We start from the raw sequence: 25,106 nt of genomic DNA on the forward strand, positions 1-25,106 counted from the left end.
GTTCGATTTTTAATTAAGCATTTTGTGCTGGAATTTCTTCAGCAACTGGTTGCTCTAGTAATGTAGGTTTAATCTTAAACAATTTTTGTAATGAAGTTGGCTTATGTTGTCTTGCAGTATCAATTATTTGTGCTAACACTAGCATTCCAACTAAATAAAGCGGGAAGACAATGTATGCTGCAATTGGATGACCGCCACCAATAATCATTAATAAACCAAATATGAAGTTTCAGTCAAACATACCATTAAATCCAGTGAAGAATGGACCATGTGTTAAGTAATCAAGTGCTTCTTTGTTTGAAGCTGCTGAAACTACTAATCCGCTTGATTTAAGGCCAAAGCTATTAACCATACCTAAACCTAAAGCAATAATGATTATTTCTAGAAAACCAAAAATTGCTGGCACTGCTAATGTAGCTTTATAACCACCTGAAGCATTGGCAAATACACCAATTGATCCAGAGTTAAAGAACAATGTAATAAACAATGGAATTACAATTGGAATACTAAAACTTCCTGGAATTCTAGATAAACCAATTACAACTGCTACACCAATAAATTGAGCCACAGTACCTGAAATAAATCCAAATGTAACTGAGTTAGGTGAAAAACCATATGTAGCAGCTACATCGACAGCAACTAGTGCGCCTGGTACTAATTTGTCACTAATTCCTTGGAATGATTGTTGCAATTCTGAAACAAACATTCTAACACCAGTTTGAATAGCAATAATAGCAGCAACTAATTGGAATGAACCAAGAATTAATTGCACAATTCAAAAGGCTTGTCCGCCCCCTACTTTTCATGAGCTATAGCCACTTGTTACTAATCCGTCTTTGCCTGCAAATCTGACTGATTCGTCAAGTCCTGGTGCAAATTGGATAATTAAAATTAAGATCAAGAACACTAATAGAATTAGCATAGCTTGTGTGAAAATATTATCTTCAAAAACTTTTAAGCCTTTAGGCATTTTTCTGTTTTCTGAAGATTGTTCAGCTTTACCAAAGTATTTACCAATTTTGTATGCTATAGCCACACCAAACATTTGTTGGTGGCCAACAGCAAAACCAGCATTTTGAGTAACTGCATCAGTTCCTTTAATTGTAGCTGATGAGGCAACTCCTCAGTAAGTGCCTAATAATAGACCTGAGAATATTATTGTTCCTAACTGTGCGCCTAAAGACACAATTCCTTTGTCATCAATTAAGCCAGCACCCCTTGTAAACATTAATAAGAATACAATTGGCACTACAACTGCTGCTTGTTGGAACATAACATGTCCAGTAATCATTAATGAGTGAACATTAGTTCATCTTCTTAGTGCAATAAGGATAATGTTGACAAATAAACCTATAATTAAGGCATATGACACTCATGATGAAAATCCGTTGCCAACTGCATCTAAAAATTTACCTGCCGAAACTTGTCCTGAATATGTATCTAGTGGAATAACACTTGTTCCGCTAAATTTTTGAAAGGCAGCAAAGATTGGCTTAGCTAAACCAACTAATGCTCCCGACCCTATTTGAAGTAATAAAACTCCAATTATCGCCTTCATTGTTCCAATGACAGTTCCTGAAAATCCTCTTCCGAGAATTAAGTAACCAATGAAAACTAACAAACCAATAAGAATTGCGTTAATTCCTAAAAAGTTGTTAAGCATGATATCTTTAATAAAGAATAAAGTACCTGCTTTAAAGTCTCATTGTTTGGCTGCTAATGCCCCAACATATATTGCTAGAACAATTAAAATAGCCACAAGAACGCCGACTAAAACTTTTCAATTAAAAGGCTTTTTGCTTTTATTTGATGTTTCTTGCATTTCTATTTCCTATTTATTTTTATGACTGTTTTATAGGGATATTAGTTAAATTATTATGATAATTTAAGATCCTTTTTTAATTGCACAACTTCACTTGAAACCTTAGAAGCGTCATAAACTCTAGGTTCATCAAAAGCAAGTATTTCACGTGGGTTATTAATTAAAATATCATCAATAGCATCCTGTGAAACACCTACTTGCTTAAGTAGTGGAATAAATCTTTCAAATAAGTATGCAAAACCAAATGTTTCCTTACCTTTAGTTAAGCCATAGTTTCTTTGGTATAGGATTCTACCTGCATCTAGACTTAAAGTAATATGTTTTTGTAAGCCTTTATCTACTAAGTATTTAATATGATCAGCTAATAATGAATCAGGGTAGTATTTAACTCTGTCTGGTCCGTCAAAACAAATAGTTACGCCTGTTTCTTTAATTATTTTTTCATAGTAATATCTATCAGGGTTCTTATTTAAGTGTGAAAGTTGAATTTTTCTAGGATTAGCACCAAAGCCAATTAAATGTTGAGCAACTTCAAGTGCCATTGTTCCTAATTGAGTATGAACTAGGATTGGACAACCAGTTGTAATGCTTGTTCTAGCTGCAACTTCAAGAGCTTTTAATTCAAGTCTATCTATTGCTGCATAACCTGTACCTGCTTTAATGATACCTGCTTTAGCTTTTGAACGCTTAACAACAGGTCCATTATAGTTATATTCATCCATTCCTTCTTCAACTTCAGCAACCATCATCTTAACAATGTCATCAGTTGGCACACATGCTAGTCATGAACTGTATTTGTCATAAAAAGCAGCTTTGTGAAAACCAGTTGACATCACAATGTTAGCTTTGCCTTTAAATGCTTCAGCAATTTCTAGCATTCTATAAACATCTCTACCAACATTAGGTGGATCCATTGTAACAATTGTTTTACCACCGTGGTTAACGTACTCTTGTACTTCTTTCTTAGCTGCTTCAACATCTATCATTAAAAAGTCAGGGTGCTCATGCATTTCTGGGCCACCATTTTTAATTAAATGATCATGACAGTCTGTTATTCCAATTGATTCTGCTGGAACATCACCAAGAACTGTTCTAACAAATTTATCTTTTGCCATAAATCTCCTATTTTGTTTTTAGGCTTACGCCTTTTTTAATAATGGCAGAATTAACACAAAACCATTACATAAGAATTTTACATTATGCAAAATTACAAAATATGTGAATATTGGAAGAAACTTCCAATTTTCTATGTTTTAGTTTTTAAATATTATTAGTTGACTGCTTATATTAAATAAATAGGTGAAATTATTGCTTTATTATTAAAAGTTTTTTCCAAATTTAAATATGGAGCAAATAAAATAATATGGAAACATTCCACATAATATGACACTCCACATATGCCAATAACTTTATAGGCTCAAAATTAAATAAAATTATATTACTACTGTCTTAGGAGTATGCTATGAGCAAAATTAATCTTAATAATATAAAGTACATTTTCTTTGACCTTGATGGCACGCTGCTAACCAAGGATAAATTAATAACAGATGAAGTTACAAGCAAAATAAAAGAGTTAAGCAAAAATCACCAAGTAATCATAAACACTGGTCGCCCATGATATATGGCGCAAAAGTTTTACAAACAATTGGACTTAAAAACACCATTTTTAGGTCTTAATGGTGCATTAGTTTATGATTTTGAGAGCAAAAAAGTTTTATATCAAAATCCAATGAGTATAGAAACTAGTTTAAAACTGCTAAATTTAATACTTAAATATGAAATTGCATTTTTAATATATCTTGATGAAGAAATGATTGGTGTGCAAAAATTCAAACATCCGTGATTTGAAAAAGTGGTTTATCCTACTGTTTATCCTAAAACTGAATTTAGTGCTAAGTTTACTGAAATAAATGATCCTGTAAATCAATTGAAATTAGAAAAACCAGTTATTAAGTTTTTACTTTTAATTGATACTTTAACTGAAAAGCAACTAGAATTGCTTAAGCAAGAAATAGAAGCAATTTCGGATGAAATTTATACAGTAAGATCACAAAAAGCTTGCTTAGATGTTATGCCTAAAGGATCAGATAAAGGAACTGCGATTGAATGATTTAAGAATAATTACTTAAATCATGAAGATATTTCAAAAAACTCAATAATGTTTGGCGATGCTGCTAATGACATTCCTGCCTTTGAAAAAGTTGCCTACTCTTGTGCGCTAAAATCAAGTTCACTAGAGGCAGAAAATGCAGCAAACTATGTTGTTTGTTCTTCTACTGAAAACGGAATAATTGAGTTTTTTGACAAGCACACAAATTAATTATTTGCCTGTTTTATAGTACGATAGGGAGAATTATCCTCCCTTTTTTTGTTAATAATAGTCACTATTGTGTATGAATATTATTATCTAATTATAATCATAAATAATTTCTTTTTAAAATAAACTGCTTATTATGTTATTTTTTAAGCATTAAAAAGTCAAAAATAGAATATCTACATTAAATTAGAATATACAAACTCTATTTTTTCATTGATAATATCATTGTCAACAAAGTTTTCTAAATATTTGCTAATGAATGGATTGCTACTAATAATATTGTGAATCAGTTGTTTTTGATAATTCTCATTAGCTCTATTTTTTGATAAGGCCTTATGACATGCTGGACATAGCTTCACTAAATTTTCCAACACATCACTTTTGTTGCCAGAACCAAAAGAAATGACATGATGAATCTCCAAATACGGCTTCTGTGTCTGTCTGTGAATAAAAGTTCTATCTAAAATATTGTATTTTTCCTTGCATGCTGAGCACTCATCAGGCAATATAAGTCTCGCTATTTTTACTATTTCAGTATTTCTATATTCGGCTATACCATCATTTATATCAAAATCTAGTTCAGATCTAAAATCAGATATTTGTTTTCACTTAATTGTATATTCATTTCATTACTTTGATAACCAGCTTCTATGATGTTATAGCGATAAAAAATAAGTCTGTTTATAAAAGAGTTGTTGTAGCTTTGTGCTACATTGTTTAACAATATATGCTTAGAATTGTGCATTAATATTACTTGCTTATAGATATTTATGTTTCCTAATTCACTAAAATAATGATCATAAAATCAATGCAAGTTAACCCTAATTTGAGTGTTTCTTTTTTTATTGTTTATAAAGTCTGGCTGAAGTTCTCTAAAGTTTAAATTGAGCTGTTTTATAGCATTTGTAGACAAAAATAAACTCAATAAATGATCAGCATAGTCGATACTCATATTATATTTTAGTAAGTCAAAGAATAATAATTTCTTACTAAATCAACACTTCCGCGAAATGCAAATAAATTTATAAACAGGGCATTATCAAATTCTTTTGAATCTACTTCAAACCTTAGTTGTTGAACACGTCTATAAATAGATGATAAAATCTTTTGTCTTGTAAAATTTAAGTCATTTGCAAGATGCAATATATGTGATTGCTTTACTACATCAAAATTAAGTCCTAAATAAGCACACATTTTATTGTTGTTAATAGCTAAAATCCTGTTATTAATTTGCATATTTGCATGCTTGGAATTTTTATATGTTATTTTAATTTCAAATTCATTGTCAAGCTCCTTGCCTAAATTAAAAAATACAAAGAATAGCTGCCTTATGTTTGATGAATTAATAATTTCTGAAATTTGCATATTGATTTCCCTGTTTATTCAATACAAAAAATTATATGGAATTTGTATATAATTCAAAATATAGTTTTTAAGGAGCAGAAGTGATTAAGTTTAGAATTCTTGATTTATTTAGTGGCGCGGGCGGCTTTTCATATGGATTAGATTCATTAAATGAGTTCGAAACTTTAATTGCTACAGACTTTAATGAAAGTGCCTTAAATACATTTAAGCGCAATATCCCTAAGGCTGAAACCATTTTGGGTGACATAACTAAAAGAGAAGTTAAAGAACAAATCATTAATAAAGCTAATGAACTAAAAATAAATATGATAATTGGTGGACCACCATGCCAAGGGTTTTCAAACAAAGGAAAGAAAAAAGGGCTAGATGATCCAAGGAATTTTTTATTTTTAGAATATCTAGATATTGTTGAAAAGGTTTCCCCTGAGCTTTTTATTATTGAAAATGTTAAGACTATGCTAACTGCCGTTAAAGGCTATTTTATAGATCAAATAGTTAAAAAGATAGAGTTAATGGGATATAAAATTAGCTATGGAGTTCTGAATGCAAAGGACTTTGGCATTCCACAAAGTAGGCCAAGAGCAATAATAATTGCACACAAAGAAATGGCTGTTCCACTACCGCCACCTAATGGAATCAGTGTAACTGTTAGAGATGCTATTTCAGACTTAGCATACTTAAATTCTGCAGATGGAGATTATGAAAGTCAATACATTAATAATGCTCAAAGTGAATACCAAAAACTAATGCGAAAAGGTTCTTTAAAACTTTTCAATCACATTGCAACTAAACATAGCGTTGATGTAATAAATAAATTAAACTTAATTCCGCCCGAATGTGGCAAGGAATATTTAAGTGAAGAGTTAAAAGGAAACCAAAAATTTAATACAACATGAGGGCGCTTAAAATGAAATACAACTAGCTCAACAATAGATACTCGTTTTGATACTCCATCAAATGGCACAAATACGCATCCTGAACTAAATAGAGCCATCACTCCTCGAGAAGCTGCTCGTTTACAATCTTTTCCTGATAAATTTATTTTTACTGGTTCAAAAACTGAAATTTGCAAACAAATCGGTAACGCAGTTCCGCCACTTCTTGCTAAGGCTATTGGTCTAGAAATACTTAGACAGCTTAAACCATCGTCTATTATTGGCTCAAATTATCAAATTCATAATGCTAACTCTTATGAAATTATTAATGATTTGATATCTAACAATTTAAAAGTAGATCATATTATTACTGACCCGCCATATAATATTTCTAAGCCAAATAACTTTTCAACATTAGCCAGTGCAAAAAGACAAGGTATAGATTTTGGAAAATGAGACATTGATTTTGACTTAGTTTCTTGAATAAAGCCATATATGTCTTTATTAAACAAAAATGGAAGTGCTATTATTTTTTGCTCATATAGATATTTGAGTTTTATCATTAATGAGCTTGAAAAATCTTCAATGGTTGTTAAAGATATTATAAAGTGGGTTAAAACAAACCCAATGCCACGTAACGTTGATAGGCGCTATGTACAAGATACTGAATTTGCAATTTGAGCTGTTAAATCCAATTCCAAATGAATTTTTAATAAGCCTGCATCTAAAAGTTATTTAAGAGCAAACTTTGAAACACCAGTTGTTAGTGGCAAGGAAAAAGTTTCTCATCCTACTCAAAAATCACTTAAGTTAATGGAAGAAATTATCAAAATTCACACAAATAAGAATGAGTTAATTTTAGACCCTTTTATGGGTAGCGGCACAACTGGCATTGCATCTTTAAAATTAAAGCGTAAATTTATAGGCATTGAATTAGATGAAAAATTTTTTGACATAGCTTCAAAAAGAATAAGTGATGTTGAATAGCATTATAATGCTACAAAAGCATATTTAAAAAATGCAGCTAATTGATACAACTGCATTTTTTTTATTTGTCTAAGCTTTGTATTTTTTGCATAACGTGGCTATGAAACAGTTTTATATCAAAATATCAAGATCTATTTCAATGGCTTGTAATGTGTTTTTAATTATCAAATTTAACTAATTGCAATCTTGAATGATTCAGATGCTAGTTGATTATCTTTAGGTGAAGTTCTTATAAGATACTCACCAGGACTCAAAGTTAATTTTGTTGCAGTAATTGAAGTTCATTCTGTAGCATCTTTTAGCCTATATTCCATTGTACTATCAACGCCAATTAGCATATTAGATCCATATTTTTTAACAATCTTATCTAGATCCTTGCCTTTTGTTATCTTAAACTCTTGAATATCAGATTTCAAACTGTCTTTAGTGTTTTTAACTCTTATAGAAAAGCTTCCTAAAACTACTTTGTCTATCACTTGGTTATCATGCTCAAAACTCTTTCATTCATTTGAATTATTTCTGTATTCCATATTGCTATTAACACCAGAAACTTTAATTCTATTTTCTCCAACGGCACTTATAGATACATTAGGTTTTTGGTTTTTTGTTACATTAAAGTTTACTTTTTTATTGCTAATATCAAATTTAAATCCAAGTTTTTTAATATTTTCTAACTCGACATCCATACTACCATATTTACTAAAATGATCTAGGATTAAAGTGTATCCATCATTATCTTTTATAGCTTCCTTAACATAAGCATTTTTAACAATAAAATTGCCTGCTTTTAAATCTATATTGTTTTCTGAATGATTAATTTTAACTTTAAGGGCATACTGACCTAATTCTTTGTTGCTTAGTGTGCGCTTTTCAACGCTTGCTGAAACTTGTTTAAGGTCTATAGTTTTTTGTGGCTCTTTAAAATAATAAGTCACTTCATCATAGGTAACATATGGGTGACGGTGTACTGAAGCTGATTTTGTTTCATTTAATTCTAATTTGGCTGTTTCAAAGGCATCTAGGACATTTTGGTATGAACTTTTAGCAACATTAAATTTGACTGATTTAGGTAGCTTATCCAGCCCTCCAAGCTGCCTGTCAATTGAAACTAAAACATCATCTTTGCTATTAACATAGTTACTTATTTTTAAGTTTCTAAAACGTTCACCAGTTTTCACAAAACCACGGTTAAAGATACTTGCTTTAATAAAGTCATCATCATTCATCATGAAAAAGTTGAATTTGCCTTCGCTTGCATTTTCGGCCCTATCTGAAGTTGTATCCACATGGTATCACACACCATCAACTTCAACTAAGTTTCAAGCATGATTAGTTATATGACCGGTTAATGTACCATAATCTGCAGTTCCTGACATGAATATGCAAGGCACGCCCAGCTCCTCCATTATCATTTTAAATCCTTTTGCATAACCAGTACATACTGTGCTTAATTTAACTAATGCTGAATATGCACTTTGATCATCTACCAAGTTTGTTTGAGAATAGTCATATTTAACATTCTTAGTCATTCATTTGTAGGCTTCAGTTATCTTTTCTAAAGTTGGCAAGCCTTCTCATTGCTTAGCAATTTCCTTAGCTTTTGCCCTAGCTTGTGCATTTTCATTATTACTTTTAGTAAGATCAACTGAATCAACATCCACCATTGTTGAATAAAGATAGCCTTTATAATGAGCTCAAACTTGAACCTTACCAAAATCATTTTTGGTGTGACTTTTGCCTTTGATATTTCCGTCCGAAGTAAGAATTAATTTACCGTCGCTAACTTCTTCACCAGCTTTAGCAACTTCCTTAGTTGTATATCAATTTCTTTGATATCACTGTACATCGTCAGTTACTTTTTCCTTGGTTTTTGAATCAATTAAATTTAATTTAACAGTTTGTGCACCGTTAGAATCTAATCTAATATTTTGAGCATCAATAGTGTATTTAGGATGAGAATAAAAATTAGGCGAAACACCATAGTTTAAAATCATTGATTCAATTTGGCTTTCATTAAGTTTATTCTCAACAAAATCTTTCTTGGTGTGCTCTATATAAAAGCTATCTAACTCAGGTACTTTAGATTCAGCACTAGAAATGCTTTGTAAATTACTAATATCAATTACTTCAGGTGCTAAAATGCTTCTATTTGTACTGCTATAAATGTTTTGCGGGCTTACTGGAATGGCTGTTTCATAGGCAATTTGGTTATTTGAAGGCACTTCATTTTTATTTTTATTAACAGCAATATTTTCTGTGCTGTTCTCATTATTAAATTCAGTAGATGATGACGTAAAGTTATTAACAATATTAACAGGGTTGTTAATAACATTTGAACTGTTACCAGTGCCTTTTGCTATACAACTAGCACTAGCAAAAACACTAGAAAATGAGCAAGCAAGCGCTAGATTAACGTAACGTTTTTTAATTCTTTTCATACTTCCTCATTTCTGTGTTATTTTGGTAAATATTTTGAATAAATTTTATGTTTAATAGCTTTTATTTGTTAAATACTTTTTTGTATGTTTCATTTATTTTTGAATTAACTTTTTTAAATGATTCAGCAGCTTTTTGCTTGTCACTGTCTTTTGCCGTATTATCTGTTACTAATGCGGATAATAAATCAATAAAATCAAAAAAGTCATATAGAAATTTTTTAGTAGAATTAGCATCCAATCCTAATATGCTAAGAAATGATTTGATTTTTTCAACATCATAACGTATGGATTGATATACCTTATCCAAATCATTATTCAAGCTTGTTATTGAATTTTTGTCTTTTAAATGCTCCTCAATGCCATTTTTGTATTTATCAAATGACTGGAACATAAACTCTAGCTTTTCTTTAACCTCTTTATGCTCTTCTTCTCGATCGCTTTCGTCTTTGGTGTTGCCATCGCTTTTTCCTGGTTCATCACTAGACATGGAATCTGACGTGTTAGATTTTGAATGACCAAAAAGTAAATCGAAATACTCTTTGGTTAGTCTGCTTGCCGCCTCTTCATGAGACTCTTTTACTTTCTTATGATAGGGGGGGGGTTACATTATTATTGTGATTTATTGTCTCACTGTTGTTATTTGTGTTTGAATTGCTGTTATTGCTTTCTGAGCTATTTTTATCGTTTTTTGGTTGGTTTTGACTATCTGTATCATTATTTTTATTTTGGTTTTGATCAGTTGATGGATTAGTTGGCCTTGTGTCGTTGTTTTTAGATTCTTCTTTTGCACTTCCATCATTGCACTTTGCAGCAATAAAAGGAATTGAACCTAAGGTCATTAGTTGGCCTAAAAACATAATGTATTTACTTCTTTTATTCATAATTCGCCTATTATATATTAAAACTTAATTATTTATAAAATAGTTTTGATGCTGATATCGAATGCCTTTGTGTAAAAAATATTTTTAGAAAAAGCAACAAAAAATGCAGTTTTTTGGTGCTACAAACTTTGGTGGCATATGTAAACAACTTTAGAAGTTAGTTATGCAAACAAAGGCAAAAAAACTATATCGATATTATTTTTTTAATAACTTTTCATTTTGTTATTTAATCTTTTGTAAATTTTATTGCCTTTTGTTTGCATTCATCAGTTGTTTCATTCTTGCCATACGACTGACCCATATCTACTCAAACTTATGATAAAATTTAATAGTAAAGGAGGCAACTATGAGCAATAAATATAGCTACAAAGATATATCCGGCTGATTTTTATCTAAAGAAAGTATGACTCCTAAAAAGCTTCAAAAACTAACCTATTATGCTGAGGCTTGGGCTTATGCTTTACTTAATGATGGCATATTAAACGACACAACCTTTCAAGCTTGAATTCATGGGCCAGTTTCTCCTGAATTATGAAATGACTACAGGAAATATGGCTGAAATGATATTGAGAAAAAATCTTTTGATGAAAGTAAATTAGACAAAAATGTTTTAGAACTGCTTGATGCAGTTTGAACTACATATGGTGATAAATCAGGCTATGAATTAGAAGCTGTTTCGCATACAGAAGAACCATGGATAAATGCAAGAAAAGGCTTAGGGGAATTTGAACCTTCAACTAGATTAATCAATCCAGATGATATGAGAAGCTACTATAGAAGTATTTATTCAGGAGATTAGTTTTGAGTAAAAAATTAACAAATAAAACTCTTGAAGGATCAAAATCTTCTTTAGTTTCTGATTGAAAAAGCATACATTTTAAATTTGCAATAGTGCATAAATTAGATAATGGATTTGACTTCAAATCATTAAATGCTGCTGAGTTAGGTAAATTTCATAATTTCTTCAATGAGATATTTAAAAGAAAGATGACTATATCTGATGTGGAAATGAACTATATGAGAAAACATACAAAACCGTTTACGAATAGATATATAGAAACTCAAGATATAGAAGTCAATGAAATCCACCTTGGGAAAGACAACAATTCATTTAGAATATTCGGATATCTAAACAAGGACAATTATTTTGTTCTGACAAAAATTGACCCCAAACATCGATATCATAAATAAACTTTTAATAACCAATTTGCTATGGGAATCCATAGCTTTTTTAATTATGATAATAAATAGTATAATCAATCTTTTCGTTTAAGATAGCATCAGAAAAAACGTGATCAAAAAATTGTTAATTCGACCATAATCGTTATAAAACAGCAATAAAAGTGCTATATGCTTAATATTAATTCTTGTTATATACCACAAAGTGGAAGTAAAAAAATCAAGTAAAAATTGGATATTATCTTGTTAGCACAATTATCATATTTATTTTTTTGAAATAATCAAAAAATTTAAAGCAATAAAAAAAGAATCAGCATTAAAAGAAAATTGAACGCTGATTCTTTTTGTAATATCTTTTACTTGTTTGTCTGTTTTTTGGTTATTTTAGTTTTTCAGCTTTGACTTTTCAAGCTTTCGCTATTTTATCTAAATGCTCCTTCATTTTGCTTGCATTCTGAAACATTTGTTGAGTATTAACACCACTCATTACTTTCCACTTACTTAGATCTTGGCTAAAATTCTTCGCATTGTAAAAAGCTTGTCCAGCATTTTTAACATTTGACAAATCTCACTCATCTATATTATTAATTTTTGAAGATTCCAGATTATAGAATGATAAATTAATAGAGCTGATCTTTATAGGCAGGCGTTTTGGAACTTCAACTGTCTTTTTTCCAACTGGAGTCAGTTTAATTCCGGTATAGTCATTATGATAACCTAATTGAGTTATAACAACTTCATGTGCTTTCATAGTCACTCCTCAATTTGCATCTATTTTATTTTCCCCACTTTTTAGATAGTTGTCTTTTATTTCATCTGGTTTGCTTTTAAGATAGTATTTGGTTACAACTGCTTTTTCTAAAACTCTTCCTAACTCTACTTGAAAATCCTGAGAACCTAATTTTAACGAGATTTTATTCTTTTTGCCTTTACCATCTTCATCAACAACTAATTTGGTCACTCTGCTGCTTTCATTTTGAAGTTTTAAGCCTTCAATACCTTCATCACTAGCATAAACATTTATTTGATCTAAAAAATCACCTTGTGTATGAAATGCACCAAAAGCATCTTTGTGCTTTTCAATTATCTCTTTAATCTTAGCAATGCTATCTTTATCTTTGGCTTCTTTTAATTTTTTCTCTTCTTCTTGTTTTTTCTTTGCTTCTTCTTCAGCTTTTCGCTTAATTGAAGCATCAGAATAAGTTGTGCTTGACTCATTATTTTCTATAGCTTGATCATTAAGCATTTCTGAATTATTATTGAGTTCATTGCTAATATCTTTTTCTTCAGGTTTTAATTCTTTGTTCATTGTGTCTGATTTTTCAGATGAATTAGCATTAGGCATGTTGCCTTCTACATTACCTGATTCAGCACCATTTTTATTTTCATCATTAGATAAATTGGGGGGGGTCATGTGTTCAGGATTACTTCCTTCACTTATTGCTTTATTATTGTTGCCATTATCATTTTTCTTGCAAGATGCAGCAACAAGTGGCATAAGCAATAATGATGATAATGAACTAATAGATATAAAATTTCTAAGTTTTTTCTTCATTATTAATTTAATTCCTTCATTTTTTGTTTATTTACAGGCAATTTTGTTAGCTTCAATTAGCTAGCTAAAAAATATTCAAATTTATACCATAAAACAAAAATTACAATATTTCATTTGTATTAATTTTTTTATCAATTTTCCATCTTTCATACCACATAATATTAGGTAAATTAACTGATACAATTATTTTATAGACATCTGACTATTCTTTTATAGGATCTTAGCATGCTATTGAGCTATTACTAAAATGCTTAAAATCAGTAATCTATTTTATATCTAAAATAGCCTGCTTTAGGCTAAAACAAATACACTAAAGTAAGATAATTGTGAATAGTACATAAACAACTTATAAAAGTGTTTTACAGCAACATTTGTCAATTAAACTAACTAATTCAACTAATAAAGGGGTTATTATATGTATATTTCAATTGATGAAGCTAGTATAAAATGAAACATTGCAAAAGATGCGCTGCTTAAACTTTTAAGCCAAAATAAAGTATTTGGAGCAATACTAAACAAAAATGATGAGTATGAAATTCCAATGTATGCCGAAAATCCTTATGAGTTATCTAACAAAAACTTGTTGGATGTAATTGACCAAAAATTAAAGCAGCTAAACACACTTCGTGCATTTAGTCCTTCTGAAAAAAATAGATTCCTAAATGATTTTTCAATAGAAAACACATTTAATTCTAATGCTATTGAAGGAAGCACACTAACTCTAAGAGAAACTGTGCTAGTTCTTCGGGGAATAAAAATTGAAACTAAACCACTAAAATATCATTTAGATGCTATAGGTCATAAACAAGCTTTTGATTATATTTTAGATCTAGTTGATAACAGTGAAGAAATAACTGAAAGAAGAATAAAAGATATTCATTTTTTAGTTCTTGCAAATAAGAGAATGGATGCAGGCAGATATAGAAATATGCAAGTTTCAATTTTAGGAGCAAAGCACAAACCAGCATCTCCTTTCTTAATTGAATCAAAAATGCAGCAGCTTTTGGATGAGTATAATAACTCGAGTGAAAATGTAATTGTGAAAATAGCCAAATTCCATTTAGACTTTGAATCAATTCATCCTTTTAATGATGGTAATGGTAGAACAGGCAGATTATTACTTAACCTTCAATTAATGAAAAATAAACTTCCACCTATTGATATTCAATATACAAATAGAATAAAATACTATCAGTGTTTTGATGACTATCGTTTGACTAATGATCCATCAAGTACGGTCAACTTGATAGCTAATTATTTGATAATCCAATTGAACTATGAAATAGATATAAAGAGTCAAAGGGCATATGATAAATAAAATGTAATATAATTCATTTTAGGAAGGTGTGCTGTTTTATGAATAAATTTAAAAAATCTTTTATGGGTTTAGGTTTGTTGCTAACTTCTGGAGTATCTTTTAGCGCAGTATCTTGTTTTAATAATTTTGATTTTTTTAGCAAATGAACAGGTAGAAGCAATAATAATTTTGCTAATGTTGACAAATCAATACAAAAAGCAATTTATGATGGCAATGAGTGCATACAAATTGGGTATTTTAAAAACCAAAATGGAGAAATACAAATATCACAATTTAAAGAAGATGTAAGTAGGGTACCAAAAGAATTGCCAAAGGAAATAACTAGCTTAGAAAATGCTTTTGTTGGTGCAACTAGGATTCAAATTCCTGGTATTGAATCATGAGATACATCAAATATCAAAAATATGAAACATGTTTTTCTAGATGCAAAGGGATTTAACTATGATATTAGTGACTGAGATACATCAAACGTAACAACTATGCATGGTATGTTTAAAGGGGCTTCGAATTTTAACAAACCACTTATAACAAAATTAACAAATCGGAACAATAAATCATATAGTGCTTGAAATGTAGCTAATGTTACTGATATGAGTTACATGTTTCAAGGTGCAACTAATTTTAATAGTTCGTTATTTGACGATACAAAAAATGTAACAAATATGACTGCTATGTTTAAAGGGGCTAGATTCTTTAATGTAGATTTAAGCAAGTTAAACACTGCCAATGTTAAAAGTATGGAAAGTATGTTTGAAGATGCTGAAAGATTTAATAATTTAATTTTTAGTAACGTATCAAAAGTTAAAAGTATGCAGAAGATGTTTAAAAATGCCTCTGCATTTAATCAGCCATTATTAAAATGAGATACTTCTGATGTAACTGATATGAGTTTTATGTTTAATGGCGCAAAATCATTCAACAGAGAGATATTTCGAGATGTTAGATATGTAACTGATATGAGTTTTATGTTTGCAAAAGCTGTTAAATTTGACCAAGATATTTCTTTATGAGATACTCAATTTGTGACTAATATGGAATCAATGTTTAACAACAGCACATCATTTAATGGTGATATTTCAAAATGAAATGTTTCTAACGTTGTAGATATGAATAGTATGTTTCTTAGCGCTATAAATTTTAATAGTAACATAAGTGGTTGAAACCCAACTAGAGTTAAGAACATGTCATATATATTCTATGATGCTAGAAGCTTTAACAGAAATTTAAGTAATTGAGATGTAAGTAGAGTTACTGCATATGATGACTGATGCAATGGATCGCCACTTTATGAAAATAAACATAATCACCCTAATCTTCCAGTTGTTGAAAAACCAACAAGAGGTTGATTCGGATAATTTATGTCAGTATTGCAATGACTAGGCATTTCTGCAATGCCTGTTTTTTTATAAGTCTTATGTATAGATTAATATCAATTTATCAAAAAAATGCCTCTTTTTTATAAAAAATTACTTGACAAAAAATAGAAATTAAATTGCTAAAGCATTTTACAGCATATCAAAACACAAAATACTTCAAGGTAAAATAACTAACCACTTAGTATTAATAATAAATTTAAACTGCAAACGATTAAAATAGTGCATAAAAGTGTTATGTAAGTGATTTGTGCATAAAATGAATCAAACATATTAAAAGCTTAATTACTATAATTATTTTTAGCATATATACATTTACTGCAAGGCAGAGTAATTTAGTTATATGCTGATGCAATGTGAAATAATTTGCAATTATTTCCACATATAGCTGATATATCAAGCCATTTTATACTTTATGCTTTGATTATATATATAAACGTATATTTTACACAACAACCACAATAAAACTAAAACCTTGTTAAGAAAGCGAGGTTTTTTATGTTTTTTTTACCCAATTATATAAAAGAGCACTTTAATTTTTATGTATATTTTATGGACTATATATCTGACTATGTTAATTATGCCCTAACAGACGCAGATAAAACAGCACTCATTAGCCACTGACGCGATAGTTCAAAAGCAAACAACAAAAAATACTTAACATTTTGCAAAATACTAAAACAATTCGAGAAAAAGTTGCAAAAGGATGTTTGTGTTGACTTCTTTTATCACTATGAGTTTGAAATTATGGAAAGTATAAAAGACAATAAAAACATTCAAGAATTTATTCACAAGCACTTTAAAGACAGCAAGCTATTTCAAAATATTTATAAGGAATTTGAGTTCTTTAAAAAGGCAATAATCAGAACAGCTAACCAATTAGACAACTTCAAAGACACAAGAGACATAAAAGACTTTTTATGGGAAGAATTCGGAGATGGCCAAAGTCTTGTACACAGTAATGACATACTGTTTTCTGCATATTCTGATGTGATTGCTCATCAATTTATTACTTACAGAAATAATGAGAATGTAGCTGATACATTGGCCCCCGTTTTAGTAAGAGAGTTATTAAGCGCACACAGCGAAATAATTAGGAAGCGCCTATTTTAAAGTGTGCGGGACTGAAATACTTATTAATTTTAGTCATTAAATTGCTGTCATTTATGACAATCTTAGAACACAGTCTGCTTATTGACTTGTAAAACAAAGTGATAAACATAATCAAGGAACTAAGATCCGCTTGTTGTTCGCTGATATTGAATTCATAATAATTTGGGTATGTTGTGAATGTATATACATATGAATTCCAAAACTGACGGTGTTTTAGTTTTATACCTTTAGCTGTCCCTAAGTTAATTTTTAAAAATTTATCACTTACAGCATATGAATAAAAAGGGCGCTGTTTTAAGGTTTTCTCTGCATGACACGCTGCACACAAGGTTTGGAGATTATTTTCATCTAAAAACAGCTCTTTTACTTGATTGTGTGGAATTATGTGGTCAACTTGTAGGTTCCAAGTAATGTCACAATTAATACAATAAGGCTGTTTTCACAAATGCTTATCTCTTAGTTTAAGTCACTCTGGCGAGTTATATGGGAACTTTCAATTAATCATAGTTAAATAATAACAAAAGGAAGGCACAGATGCACAATAACCCAACATTACAACTAACAAAGCTATACATAAAACGCTTTAAGAATTTAGCAAACATTGAGTTCGATTTGCATAATGATCATCTTGGCATTTTATTAGCTGGGAAAAATGCAATCGGCAAAACCAATTCACTAAGTGCATTAACATTTTTATTGAATAACAAAAAAGACATTAATAATAAAGCTCAAAAATTTAATGAACCAGTGCAGTTACAGCTAGATGTAATAATTAAAACAGAAAAGTCAAGTGAAGGCAGAGCTTTAACAATTAAATATGATGGTTTAATAAAAAAGTTATCTGTTAAATATGCAGATGATCCTGCTGAATATGATTCAATCAACTTTCCTGTTTCAGCTGACTTATGGCCTTTGTTGATAACACCAGATTACTTCGTTTCATTATTGCCAAGTGAACAGAAGAAATTCATTTTAAAATTACTTCAAACACACATTCCAAAAAATTCAGGGCTTTATAAAGACACTGGTGACACTGAGTGCATTATTGACCAAAAAGAATACTGAAACACACAAAGAAAAGAAGCTTCAGCAGCGTATAATTTACATATTTTTAGTTTGATTAACAATGGCACTAAAGAGATAAATGATGACATTTTAGATGCTAAAGAGAAAGTGCTTGCTTTTATAAAAACCAACATATTGCCACATTTAACTACAAAAATTAGCAAAATAGACAAACAGCTTAACATTATAGCTACACAAGAAAATGCTTTAGTAAATTATTTTAATAACTTGATAAAAGAACAAAGTTGAGACTTTAGAGTTGATATTAGTACAAAAAGCAACGGTGAGCAATGGTTAACAATTAGTCACAATGACGTTGAATTTAAATATCTAAACACAGTTAAAAAATTAGAGATTGCTACAAAGTTTTGCTTATTATTTCAAAAAATTGCCAAAGTCAGAGTTCCAATATTAATCGACAACTTTGAGAGAGTTGATGAAGATAACCTTGCAATGTTTAAAGACCTATTATCTCATCACAGTTCATACATCACTAAAGTAAAAAATTAATGGAAATAACAAGCTACGGTTCATCTAGTGCTGGCAATTGTTATTTTGTTGATTTTGGAGTGGATCATTATTTAACTAGTGGCTTTAATATTCTAATAGACATTGGAGTAAATATCACAAGTAAAAAAGCTGATCCAAATTATGAAAAGTTTGCGCAAGTTCGTTATTTGTTTATCAGCCACGAGCACAGTGACCACACTAAATATTTAAAGCAGTTTTTAGACTTTAATTCGTTGGCAACTGTCATAATTCATCCCGAATGTCTAAAAGCACTATATGAAAGACAGCCAGCGCTAAAGCTCTACCATAAACGTTTTGAATTAGTAACTCCAGGTACTATGCCATACAGGCTACCTTTAAACATAAAAGACACAAACAGTTGCTTAGAAGTTTACCCAATTAAGGTCGAGCACAACAGCAAGGCAAATAACGGCTACTTTATAACCTTAGACGCAAATATATATCCAAAAAGGCGAGTGTTTTTTATTACAGACTGTGGGTCAATTAAGGTAAAACAGTTCATCAGCAAAAACATAAAAGAAGCAGATATTTATTTAATAGAAAGTAACCACCCCGAAGACTTAATCGTCAATGATCTAAAAACCGAAATACAGGCTTCAAATCTTGGTCATTTTAATAGTACACAGGCTTTGCGACTGGTTAATTTTTTAAAGTTGCATATTGATAAAAATATAGAGCAAAAAGTGGTGTGAATACATACCAGCAGTCTATTTTATGAAGCACTATCATCGGCTGATCCTTTCGGCCTTAGATTTCACCCTACTAATACAGAGAGAATTCAAATGAGTTGAATATGGCAAAAGAAAAAAATTTAGAGAACAAAATAAAGTCAATACTTAAAAGACATAATCTTAACTATTTAAAAATACATGGCGGAGTTTATCAAGTATCGGGTCGTCCTGATTTATTAATTTTTAACAATTTCAACACTTATGCAATGGAGTTAAAAAGCGACTTCAGAATTTCAAAACCGTCGAAGCTACAGGTGACACAAGCAAATGCACATAAAAAGAATCTTATATGGCTGTTTGTCGATGTAAATAATTACAAAGAAATAGTCAGCGCTGTGATTAATAACAACATTAATTACCTAAAGCATATAGCTCTAAAACAATTGGAATATTGACTGGATTATTTTAAAAATGAAAAAACTATATAGCTACCAAGAACAGGCTTTAAATTATGCGCTTAAGCTTAGAAGGTGCTTGCTGGCTTTAGATATGGGCTTAGGCAAAACATTAGTAGCTTGTCATTGACTTAAATATGTAAAAACCAATAAATTAAATTCCATAATCATTTGTGACCCTATAAAGTTAAAAGACTGAGAAAACGAAGTAAAAGAGACAATGCCAAATGCTAAAGTGTTTGTTGTTAATGATAAGAAAACAAAAGAGCAATTTATAGATATGACAAAGCACAGCGAAACTATTTTTATAGTAAGCTACGGAATTTTTAGGAATTTAGTCTTTAAAGTTAGAAATCTAATTAGACACTTTGTTAATGTTGTCGTTGATGAAAGCCAGGTTCTAAAAGCTCCAAATACAAAAATATCAAAAGCATTATTGGCATTAAATAATAATATTAATTATTTGCTTTTATTAAGCGGAGATCCAATAAGCACCGGCTATGAGAATTTATATGTGCAAATGAAATTGCTTCGTTGTTTTGATGAAACTATCACATATTCAGAGTTTTTTGAAAACTTTGTACGCTACAAATTAGTAAATAATGGTTCGCAATATTTTAAGTTAATAACTGGCTATCGTAATATCGACTATTTAATGAAATTATTACATAGCAAGGCGTATTTTTTAAAGACTGAACAAGCGATAGAACTACCAGAAAAACGAGCATTTAAATATGAGTCGCAAATTAATAAAGAATATAAAGAATTAAAGAAAAACAGAGTCCTAAATGTAGGTGATGGCATTTTTAGCGCTGATTCACTTATAAAGCTATTTCACGGGCTTAGAATGCTAAGTAGCGGTGTTATAAAAGACGACAGTGGACACATGCATTTAGTTGACAAACAAAAAATAGAACAATTGCGTTATTTAATTAATTCATCAAACTATAACTTCAGCATTTTTTACAACTATAAAGCAGAAGCTAAAGCAATAAAAGACTTATGCAATGAGCTTGGGATAATCTGTTATGAAATAAATGGCGAGTCTAATGACTTAGAAAAAGCACAGAAAGAAACAAAAAGGTTCATCGTCCTAATAAATTATCAATCTGGAGCAAGGGGCATTGATGGGTTGCAATTAAGCGTCTTTAATCAAATATATTTTTCGCTTTGTTATAGTGGCGAACTTTACAGGCAATCACTTAAGAGAGTACATAGAATTGGACAACAAAAAACTGTAAATTATTACTTTTTAATTGCAGGAAACTCAATTGAGCAAGAAATCTATAAAGCCCTAAAGCAATCTAAAGACTATACGATTGAAATGTTTAAGCAAGATATTGATCAATACAAATACTAAAAGGATTATTTTATATGCAAAAAACCAAAGCAAATAGTACAAAACTAAACCGTGCCAAGAAACAGGCAAATGATGAATACTACACTGGCTATGACTTCGTGGATAAAGAAATAAGCAGGTTTAAAAAGCATTTAGAAAATAAAATTATTTACCTAAACTGTGATGACCCAACCATTAGCAACTTCTATAAGTTTTTTAAGGATAAATTCAAAGAATTAAAGCTTAAGCATTTAATATGCACCGGGTTAAATTTAATCACTAATTTAACATTTCACTATGAATTTGATGGGGAAGTTGAAAGCAAATATACTCCAGAGAATTATTCAGGAAAATATGATGACCCTTATTCAATTGAGTTACTTAAAAAGGCTGACATTGTAATAACTAATCCGCCATTTAGTATGTTTAGACACTACTATGATTTTTTAAAGAAATACGAAAAGAAGTTTTTGATTATCGGTCTTAATTTAGCTGCTCAATATGAAAATGTATTCGATGATATTAAGAACTCAAGAACTAGAGTTATAGCTGCTTCAAACACTGACTTTGCTATCCCAAAGGCAATTGAGAATAAAGTATATAAATATCTAAATGGACAGCTTTATGCAACTGTAAATGTTGATTGATACACAAACCTAGGCGACTACGATGGCAACCCATTTTTAAATTTATGGCTTACATATACACCAAGTCTTTATTCAAAATATGATACACATGATGCTATCGAATGTAAGCATTTAAGTAGCATACCAAAAGATTACCAAGGGCTTATGGGCGTACCTATTACATTTATGTATAAGTGGAATCCAAAACAGTTCACTTTAATTGATGTAATAAGGCCAAAACTAAATGGGCACTCACTTTTTACAAGATTATTAATAAAACACAGAAATGGGTAAATATAACCAAAACACCAGGGGTGAACTAAACTGAAGGAGGAATAAATGACAAAGTATTTTGATGAAGATGATATAAAGAACTTATTAGTTTTTGATCTTGAAGAAGATAATGAAGATTGTTTAGAAAATTTAAATAAAAATGCTGCTTCATTCGAAACTGAACGAGAAAGAGAACTATATATCTCTTTAATTAAAAACATAAATCAAAGTATCAATCGTGAATTTAGAGAAGAGTTTATAGAAAAAATAGATCGCTGATTAATAGAAAACAAAGACCTAAACGATATAGCAAGCTTATATAAAATGACAGCTGAGCTTGCTGAAAAAGATGTTAGAAACAAAGGAAGACTGGTTTACATATACTATTCTGAAACTGATACCTATCCTTATGACTATTTATGAGAAAAAGTAGATTCAAGTCTAAGACAGAATGGACTAAAAGCAAACATTAAACTAGCCTATAACTTAAAACAAACAAAAAACTTTCAAGATAACCAATGAGTATGAATTAACGATACAACTGGCAAGTTTACAAAATTAGATAGTATTGATGATGATTTTAATGACTTCCTTAATGATTGAGAAGTCGAAGACTTATTGTCTACCTACTCATACGATCTAGATGACTATCTAGAAGAAAAACAAACTGAAGGCTTAGTGCTTTAATAAAAGACTAAATAAATTTTTTCTAAAGCAATAATAAAGAGAATACTAATGAATAGTTTAGTTTTATGACTTTTATTTGATGATGGCAATTGTTCATATACTAAAAGCATTTTAGAAAACAATGAGCTTTTTGCTAACTATGACTTAGTTAAAGTATATGCAATAGGTATAAATGATTTAAAACTGCATCCACTAACAAAGGCCAACATAAACTGAGAATATAAAAAAATAAACTTATCTTTAGCAAATGTAGATCTTATTAAAGAATTAGGCCAATTACCTAAGCCTGATATTATCCTAGCTAGTCCGCCCTGTGAAAGCTTCAGTATGGCCGACTGTTCGTGTCGGATGAGTCAAACTTACCATAGTGATAAGTGAATAGTAAGAAGTAGAGAGTGATATAGAAACAGAGCATTAACTGTTAATGTTCCTAATAAAACCAGAGACTTTATTAAAAAAGAAAGAAATAGGCTAAATGGAGAAGGCTGTGCTTCAGGCCTAGTTCATATCATAGAAACATTTAAGCCTAAAGCCTATGTAATTGAAAATCCAAGAAATAGCAAAATATGAGAGTTTTTAAAAAACCACTGAAGCTTCGAAGGCTTCAAGAATATAACCTACTACTACAATTATGACCTTAATTTTAGCCAAAAGCCAACGTGCTTTATGAGTAATTACTCATTAAATTTAAAAAAGCAAATACTAAAAAATGGCTATAACAAGAATCATTACAAATTAGGCAATTATGATGAACGTAGCTCAATACCTACAAAATTAATTGCTGATATTTTAAAACAAACTATTAATCAACTCAACTAACAAAATACTCAATTAAAAAAAGAGTTAGAAAAATACATAAAGGATGAATGACGACGGAATTAACAAAAGAATTACACAAATTCAAACGATTAATAGAAAAAGAAACTCCATCAAGCAAGGAGCTTAATAACTTTCTTAATTTTGTACTAATTGATAAAAGATTGGAAGCTGAAAGAATAAAAGGCTGACAGTGAATTAATGTATTAAATAGCTGAGCTAATAATTACCAAATAGGCAACAAAAATGAAGAAGAAACTGCAAGTGCAATAAAAGCAATTTTATTGTTAAATCCAATAGAAGAATAAAGGAGGAATAAATGCGTGTAAATTTTGAAAAAGAAACTTCTGACACAAAACAAGAGATAAGGGAACTGTTGTGCCTGAATTTAAACTTAAAGGAAAACCTAAGGGAGTTACATAAAAAAGTGTTCAAGCTTTATTCTCTTTATGAGTCGGACGAAACTCACAAGCGTTCTAAGTTAATGTTCAACATCCGCCTTGCATTAGATAAATTATTGGAGTGCTTGGTGTTAAATAAACGAGTTGAACAATTAACAATCAAACGCTCAATTACAACGATTTTAGGAGTTTAAAATGAAATGTACACACCAAATATTTACAGATAATAAAGGAAATAAGTATTTAGTCCTTTTAGATAAAACAGCAAGCCAGATAACTTACACAAGTAATAAAAACATTTACCAAGTGCAAAAAATCAGCGATGAACAATTCAAAACAATTGACTCTATAACTGGTCAATTAATAGGTGTTCAATTGGCAATCTCAAACAGCGGTATTAAATTTAACGACTTAGAACTTGTTATTCAAAAAACTAAAGGAGCAAACAATGGCAATTAATTTCAACAAAACCTGAGAGCAAAGACAAACGGAACTAATTAATAGTCAACAAAACAACAAAATAGATGATGGCACTTATGTTGCAAAAATCACAAGCGCGAACTTAAAAATGCACGATAAATATAAAGTGCAAGTTGTTGAAATAGCTATCGAAATAACCGAAGGCGAAAATAAAGGAAAAACAGACAGTAAAGTTTATTTCATAGATGACAATTATCCCAACGCTAAAAAGCGCAATTGAGACTTAAGCCAATTGGTTAATTTGTTAAGCGCTTATGGCCTTAGTTTTAACAATGAGAGAGAATTCTACAACACTTTATATGACTTAAAAGACAAAACAGTAGAGTACAAAATTGAACGCTCAACTCAGACAAATGAAAAGGGCTATGCTTACCTTAGACGTTATATTAATCCAATTGTTAATGTTTCAAAAACAGCACAAAATGCTAAAGTAGAAAATAAAAAGAGTGACCTAAATATCGGCTTCGTAGTCGACTCATTTGATGAGATGATATAGAACAATCACTTATTCAAATATTAACTTAAAACATAATGAATCA

28 protein-coding genes are annotated in these 25,106 nt (G+C 30.1%); 18 read left to right on the forward strand and 10 right to left on the reverse strand.

Going from position 1 to position 25,106, the window contains the following annotated elements; translation table 4 throughout:
- Window positions 1-13: 13 nt before the first annotated feature.
- Together MAGB_RS01420 and MAGB_RS01425 are read right to left on the reverse strand one after the other, a co-directional pair.
- Window positions 14-1,822, reverse strand: coding sequence for a PTS ascorbate transporter subunit IIC (locus MAGB_RS01420; RefSeq protein WP_004024040.1), 1,809 nt, complete (start codon window positions 1,820-1,822; stop codon window positions 14-16).
- Window positions 1,823-1,875: 53 nt separating this feature from the next.
- Window positions 1,876-2,937, reverse strand: a complete 1,062-nt coding sequence (locus MAGB_RS01425; protein WP_004024041.1) for a phospho-furanose lactonase — start codon at window positions 2,935-2,937, stop codon at window positions 1,876-1,878.
- Between the two features lie 347 nt (window positions 2,938-3,284).
- Between MAGB_RS01425 and MAGB_RS01430 the strand changes: the two genes are divergently transcribed.
- On the forward strand, window positions 3,285-4,142 hold the full coding sequence (locus tag MAGB_RS01430; RefSeq protein WP_004024042.1) for a Cof-type HAD-IIB family hydrolase: 858 nt from the start codon (window positions 3,285-3,287) through the stop codon (window positions 4,140-4,142).
- 173 nt (window positions 4,143-4,315) lie between these two features.
- Here MAGB_RS01430 and MAGB_RS04565 read toward each other — a convergent pair whose 3' ends face one another.
- The 3 genes from MAGB_RS04565 to MAGB_RS01445 all read right to left on the reverse strand — a co-directional run bounded on the left by MAGB_RS04565 (window position 4,316) and on the right by MAGB_RS01445 (window position 5,504).
- Window positions 4,316-4,645 carry an HNH endonuclease gene (locus tag MAGB_RS04565; RefSeq protein ID WP_318023928.1) on the reverse strand — a complete coding sequence of 110 codons (330 nt, stop codon included), beginning with the start codon at window positions 4,643-4,645 and terminating at the stop codon, window positions 4,316-4,318.
- 68 nt (window positions 4,646-4,713) lie between these two features.
- Window positions 4,714-5,091 carry a hypothetical protein gene (locus tag MAGB_RS01440; protein WP_036433174.1) on the reverse strand — a complete coding sequence of 126 codons (378 nt, stop codon included), beginning with the start codon at window positions 5,089-5,091 and terminating at the stop codon, window positions 4,714-4,716.
- 8 nt (window positions 5,092-5,099) lie between these two features.
- The gene (locus tag MAGB_RS01445) at window positions 5,100-5,504 is read right to left on the reverse strand and encodes a hypothetical protein (RefSeq protein ID WP_036433177.1); all 405 of its coding nucleotides are present in this window, start codon (window positions 5,502-5,504) and stop codon (window positions 5,100-5,102) included.
- A gap of 80 nt (window positions 5,505-5,584) precedes the next feature.
- On the opposite strand from MAGB_RS01445, the gene dcm reads away from it, so the two are divergent.
- Window positions 5,585-7,366, forward strand: a complete 1,782-nt coding sequence (gene dcm, locus MAGB_RS04165; RefSeq protein WP_004024043.1) for a DNA (cytosine-5-)-methyltransferase — start codon at window positions 5,585-5,587, stop codon at window positions 7,364-7,366.
- Window positions 7,367-7,536: 170 nt separating this feature from the next.
- Here the strand turns inward: dcm and MAGB_RS01460 are convergent, their stop codons facing one another.
- The 3 genes from MAGB_RS01460 to MAGB_RS04325 form a co-directional block, all read right to left on the reverse strand.
- On the reverse strand, window positions 7,537-9,804 hold the full coding sequence (locus MAGB_RS01460) for an MAG6410 family transglutaminase-related lipoprotein (RefSeq protein WP_004024044.1): 2,268 nt from the start codon (window positions 9,802-9,804) through the stop codon (window positions 7,537-7,539).
- Between the two features lie 61 nt (window positions 9,805-9,865).
- The gene (locus MAGB_RS01465; RefSeq protein WP_081483584.1) at window positions 9,866-10,291 is read right to left on the reverse strand and encodes an Mbov_0729 family lipopotein; all 426 of its coding nucleotides are present in this window, start codon (window positions 10,289-10,291) and stop codon (window positions 9,866-9,868) included.
- Between the two features lie 97 nt (window positions 10,292-10,388).
- A complete protein-coding gene (locus MAGB_RS04325) occupies window positions 10,389-10,685 on the reverse strand; it encodes a variable surface lipoprotein (RefSeq protein WP_036433180.1) in 297 nt (98 codons plus the stop codon).
- A gap of 346 nt (window positions 10,686-11,031) precedes the next feature.
- Here MAGB_RS04325 and MAGB_RS01475 point away from each other — a divergent pair, with 346 nt between their 5' ends.
- Both MAGB_RS01475 and MAGB_RS01480 read left to right on the forward strand, forming a co-directional pair.
- Entirely contained in the window at window positions 11,032-11,484 is a 453-nt protein-coding gene (locus MAGB_RS01475; RefSeq protein WP_004024045.1) for a Panacea domain-containing protein, read from the forward strand.
- A gap of 2 nt (window positions 11,485-11,486) precedes the next feature.
- A complete protein-coding gene (locus MAGB_RS01480) occupies window positions 11,487-11,876 on the forward strand; it encodes an MAG6450 family protein (protein ID WP_004024046.1) in 390 nt (129 codons plus the stop codon).
- Between the two features lie 367 nt (window positions 11,877-12,243).
- On the opposite strand, the gene MAGB_RS01485 is transcribed toward MAGB_RS01480, so the two are convergent.
- Window positions 12,244-13,419: a BspA family leucine-rich repeat surface protein gene (locus tag MAGB_RS01485; protein WP_004024047.1), complete on the reverse strand. Its 1,176-nt coding sequence runs from the start codon at window positions 13,417-13,419 to the stop codon at window positions 12,244-12,246.
- Between the two features lie 415 nt (window positions 13,420-13,834).
- On the opposite strand from MAGB_RS01485, the gene MAGB_RS01490 reads away from it, so the two are divergent.
- The 3 genes from MAGB_RS01490 to MAGB_RS01500 all read left to right on the forward strand — a co-directional run bounded on the left by MAGB_RS01490 (window position 13,835) and on the right by MAGB_RS01500 (window position 17,223).
- Window positions 13,835-14,737: a Fic family protein gene (locus MAGB_RS01490; protein WP_004024048.1), complete on the forward strand. Its 903-nt coding sequence runs from the start codon at window positions 13,835-13,837 to the stop codon at window positions 14,735-14,737.
- Between the two features lie 38 nt (window positions 14,738-14,775).
- The gene (locus MAGB_RS01495) at window positions 14,776-16,092 is read left to right on the forward strand and encodes a BspA family leucine-rich repeat surface protein (RefSeq protein WP_004024049.1); all 1,317 of its coding nucleotides are present in this window, start codon (window positions 14,776-14,778) and stop codon (window positions 16,090-16,092) included.
- A gap of 570 nt (window positions 16,093-16,662) precedes the next feature.
- Window positions 16,663-17,223 carry a hypothetical protein gene (locus MAGB_RS01500; RefSeq protein WP_036433184.1) on the forward strand — a complete coding sequence of 187 codons (561 nt, stop codon included), beginning with the start codon at window positions 16,663-16,665 and terminating at the stop codon, window positions 17,221-17,223.
- Here the strand turns inward: MAGB_RS01500 and MAGB_RS04175 are convergent.
- The gene (locus MAGB_RS04175; protein WP_004024051.1) at window positions 17,204-17,728 is read right to left on the reverse strand and encodes an HNH endonuclease; all 525 of its coding nucleotides are present in this window, start codon (window positions 17,726-17,728) and stop codon (window positions 17,204-17,206) included. The two genes, MAGB_RS01500 and MAGB_RS04175, sit on opposite strands and share 20 nt — an antisense overlap.
- Before the next feature lie 29 nt (window positions 17,729-17,757).
- Between MAGB_RS04175 and MAGB_RS01510 the strand changes: the two genes are divergently transcribed.
- From MAGB_RS01510 to MAGB_RS01560, 11 genes are read left to right on the forward strand one after another with little or no spacing between them, the layout of a single operon-like run.
- Window positions 17,758-18,798 (forward strand): hypothetical protein, encoded by a 1,041-nt coding sequence (locus MAGB_RS01510; protein WP_004024052.1) that lies wholly within the window; start codon window positions 17,758-17,760, stop codon window positions 18,796-18,798.
- Window positions 18,798-19,634 (forward strand): MBL fold metallo-hydrolase, encoded by an 837-nt coding sequence (locus MAGB_RS01515; protein WP_004024053.1) that lies wholly within the window; start codon window positions 18,798-18,800, stop codon window positions 19,632-19,634. Before MAGB_RS01510 ends, MAGB_RS01515 begins: the two co-directional genes overlap by 1 nt.
- Complete coding sequence (locus MAGB_RS04445; protein WP_004024054.1) at window positions 19,613-19,978, forward strand: hypothetical protein; 366 nt, start codon at window positions 19,613-19,615, stop codon at window positions 19,976-19,978. Before MAGB_RS01515 ends, MAGB_RS04445 begins: the two co-directional genes overlap by 22 nt.
- Window positions 19,962-21,305 carry a DEAD/DEAH box helicase gene (locus MAGB_RS01525; RefSeq protein WP_004024055.1) on the forward strand — a complete coding sequence of 448 codons (1,344 nt, stop codon included), beginning with the start codon at window positions 19,962-19,964 and terminating at the stop codon, window positions 21,303-21,305. Before MAGB_RS04445 ends, MAGB_RS01525 begins: the two co-directional genes overlap by 17 nt.
- Window positions 21,306-21,319: 14 nt before the next feature.
- On the forward strand, window positions 21,320-22,204 hold the full coding sequence (locus MAGB_RS01530; RefSeq protein WP_004024056.1) for an adenine-specific methyltransferase EcoRI family protein: 885 nt from the start codon (window positions 21,320-21,322) through the stop codon (window positions 22,202-22,204).
- Window positions 22,205-22,249: 45 nt separating this feature from the next.
- Window positions 22,250-22,870: an Mbov_0392 family ICE element protein gene (locus MAGB_RS01535; protein WP_004024057.1), complete on the forward strand. Its 621-nt coding sequence runs from the start codon at window positions 22,250-22,252 to the stop codon at window positions 22,868-22,870.
- 48 nt (window positions 22,871-22,918) lie between these two features.
- Window positions 22,919-23,689, forward strand: a complete 771-nt coding sequence (locus MAGB_RS01540) for a hypothetical protein (RefSeq protein ID WP_004024058.1) — start codon at window positions 22,919-22,921, stop codon at window positions 23,687-23,689.
- 47 nt (window positions 23,690-23,736) lie between these two features.
- On the forward strand, window positions 23,737-23,994 hold the full coding sequence (locus tag MAGB_RS01545) for a hypothetical protein (RefSeq protein WP_004024059.1): 258 nt from the start codon (window positions 23,737-23,739) through the stop codon (window positions 23,992-23,994).
- Window positions 23,995-24,005: 11 nt separating this feature from the next.
- Window positions 24,006-24,281, forward strand: a complete 276-nt coding sequence (locus MAGB_RS01550; RefSeq protein WP_004024060.1) for a hypothetical protein — start codon at window positions 24,006-24,008, stop codon at window positions 24,279-24,281.
- A gap of 1 nt (window position 24,282) precedes the next feature.
- A complete protein-coding gene (locus MAGB_RS01555; protein ID WP_004024061.1) occupies window positions 24,283-24,546 on the forward strand; it encodes a hypothetical protein in 264 nt (87 codons plus the stop codon).
- Window positions 24,536-25,063, forward strand: coding sequence for a hypothetical protein (locus MAGB_RS01560; protein WP_004024062.1), 528 nt, complete (start codon window positions 24,536-24,538; stop codon window positions 25,061-25,063). Before MAGB_RS01555 ends, MAGB_RS01560 begins: the two co-directional genes overlap by 11 nt.
- Window positions 25,064-25,106 lie beyond the last annotated feature (43 nt).

This window comes from Mycoplasmopsis agalactiae 14628, assembly GCF_000266865.1.
Lineage (GTDB): Bacteria > Bacillota_I > Bacilli_A > Mycoplasmatales > Metamycoplasmataceae > Mycoplasmopsis > Mycoplasmopsis agalactiae_A.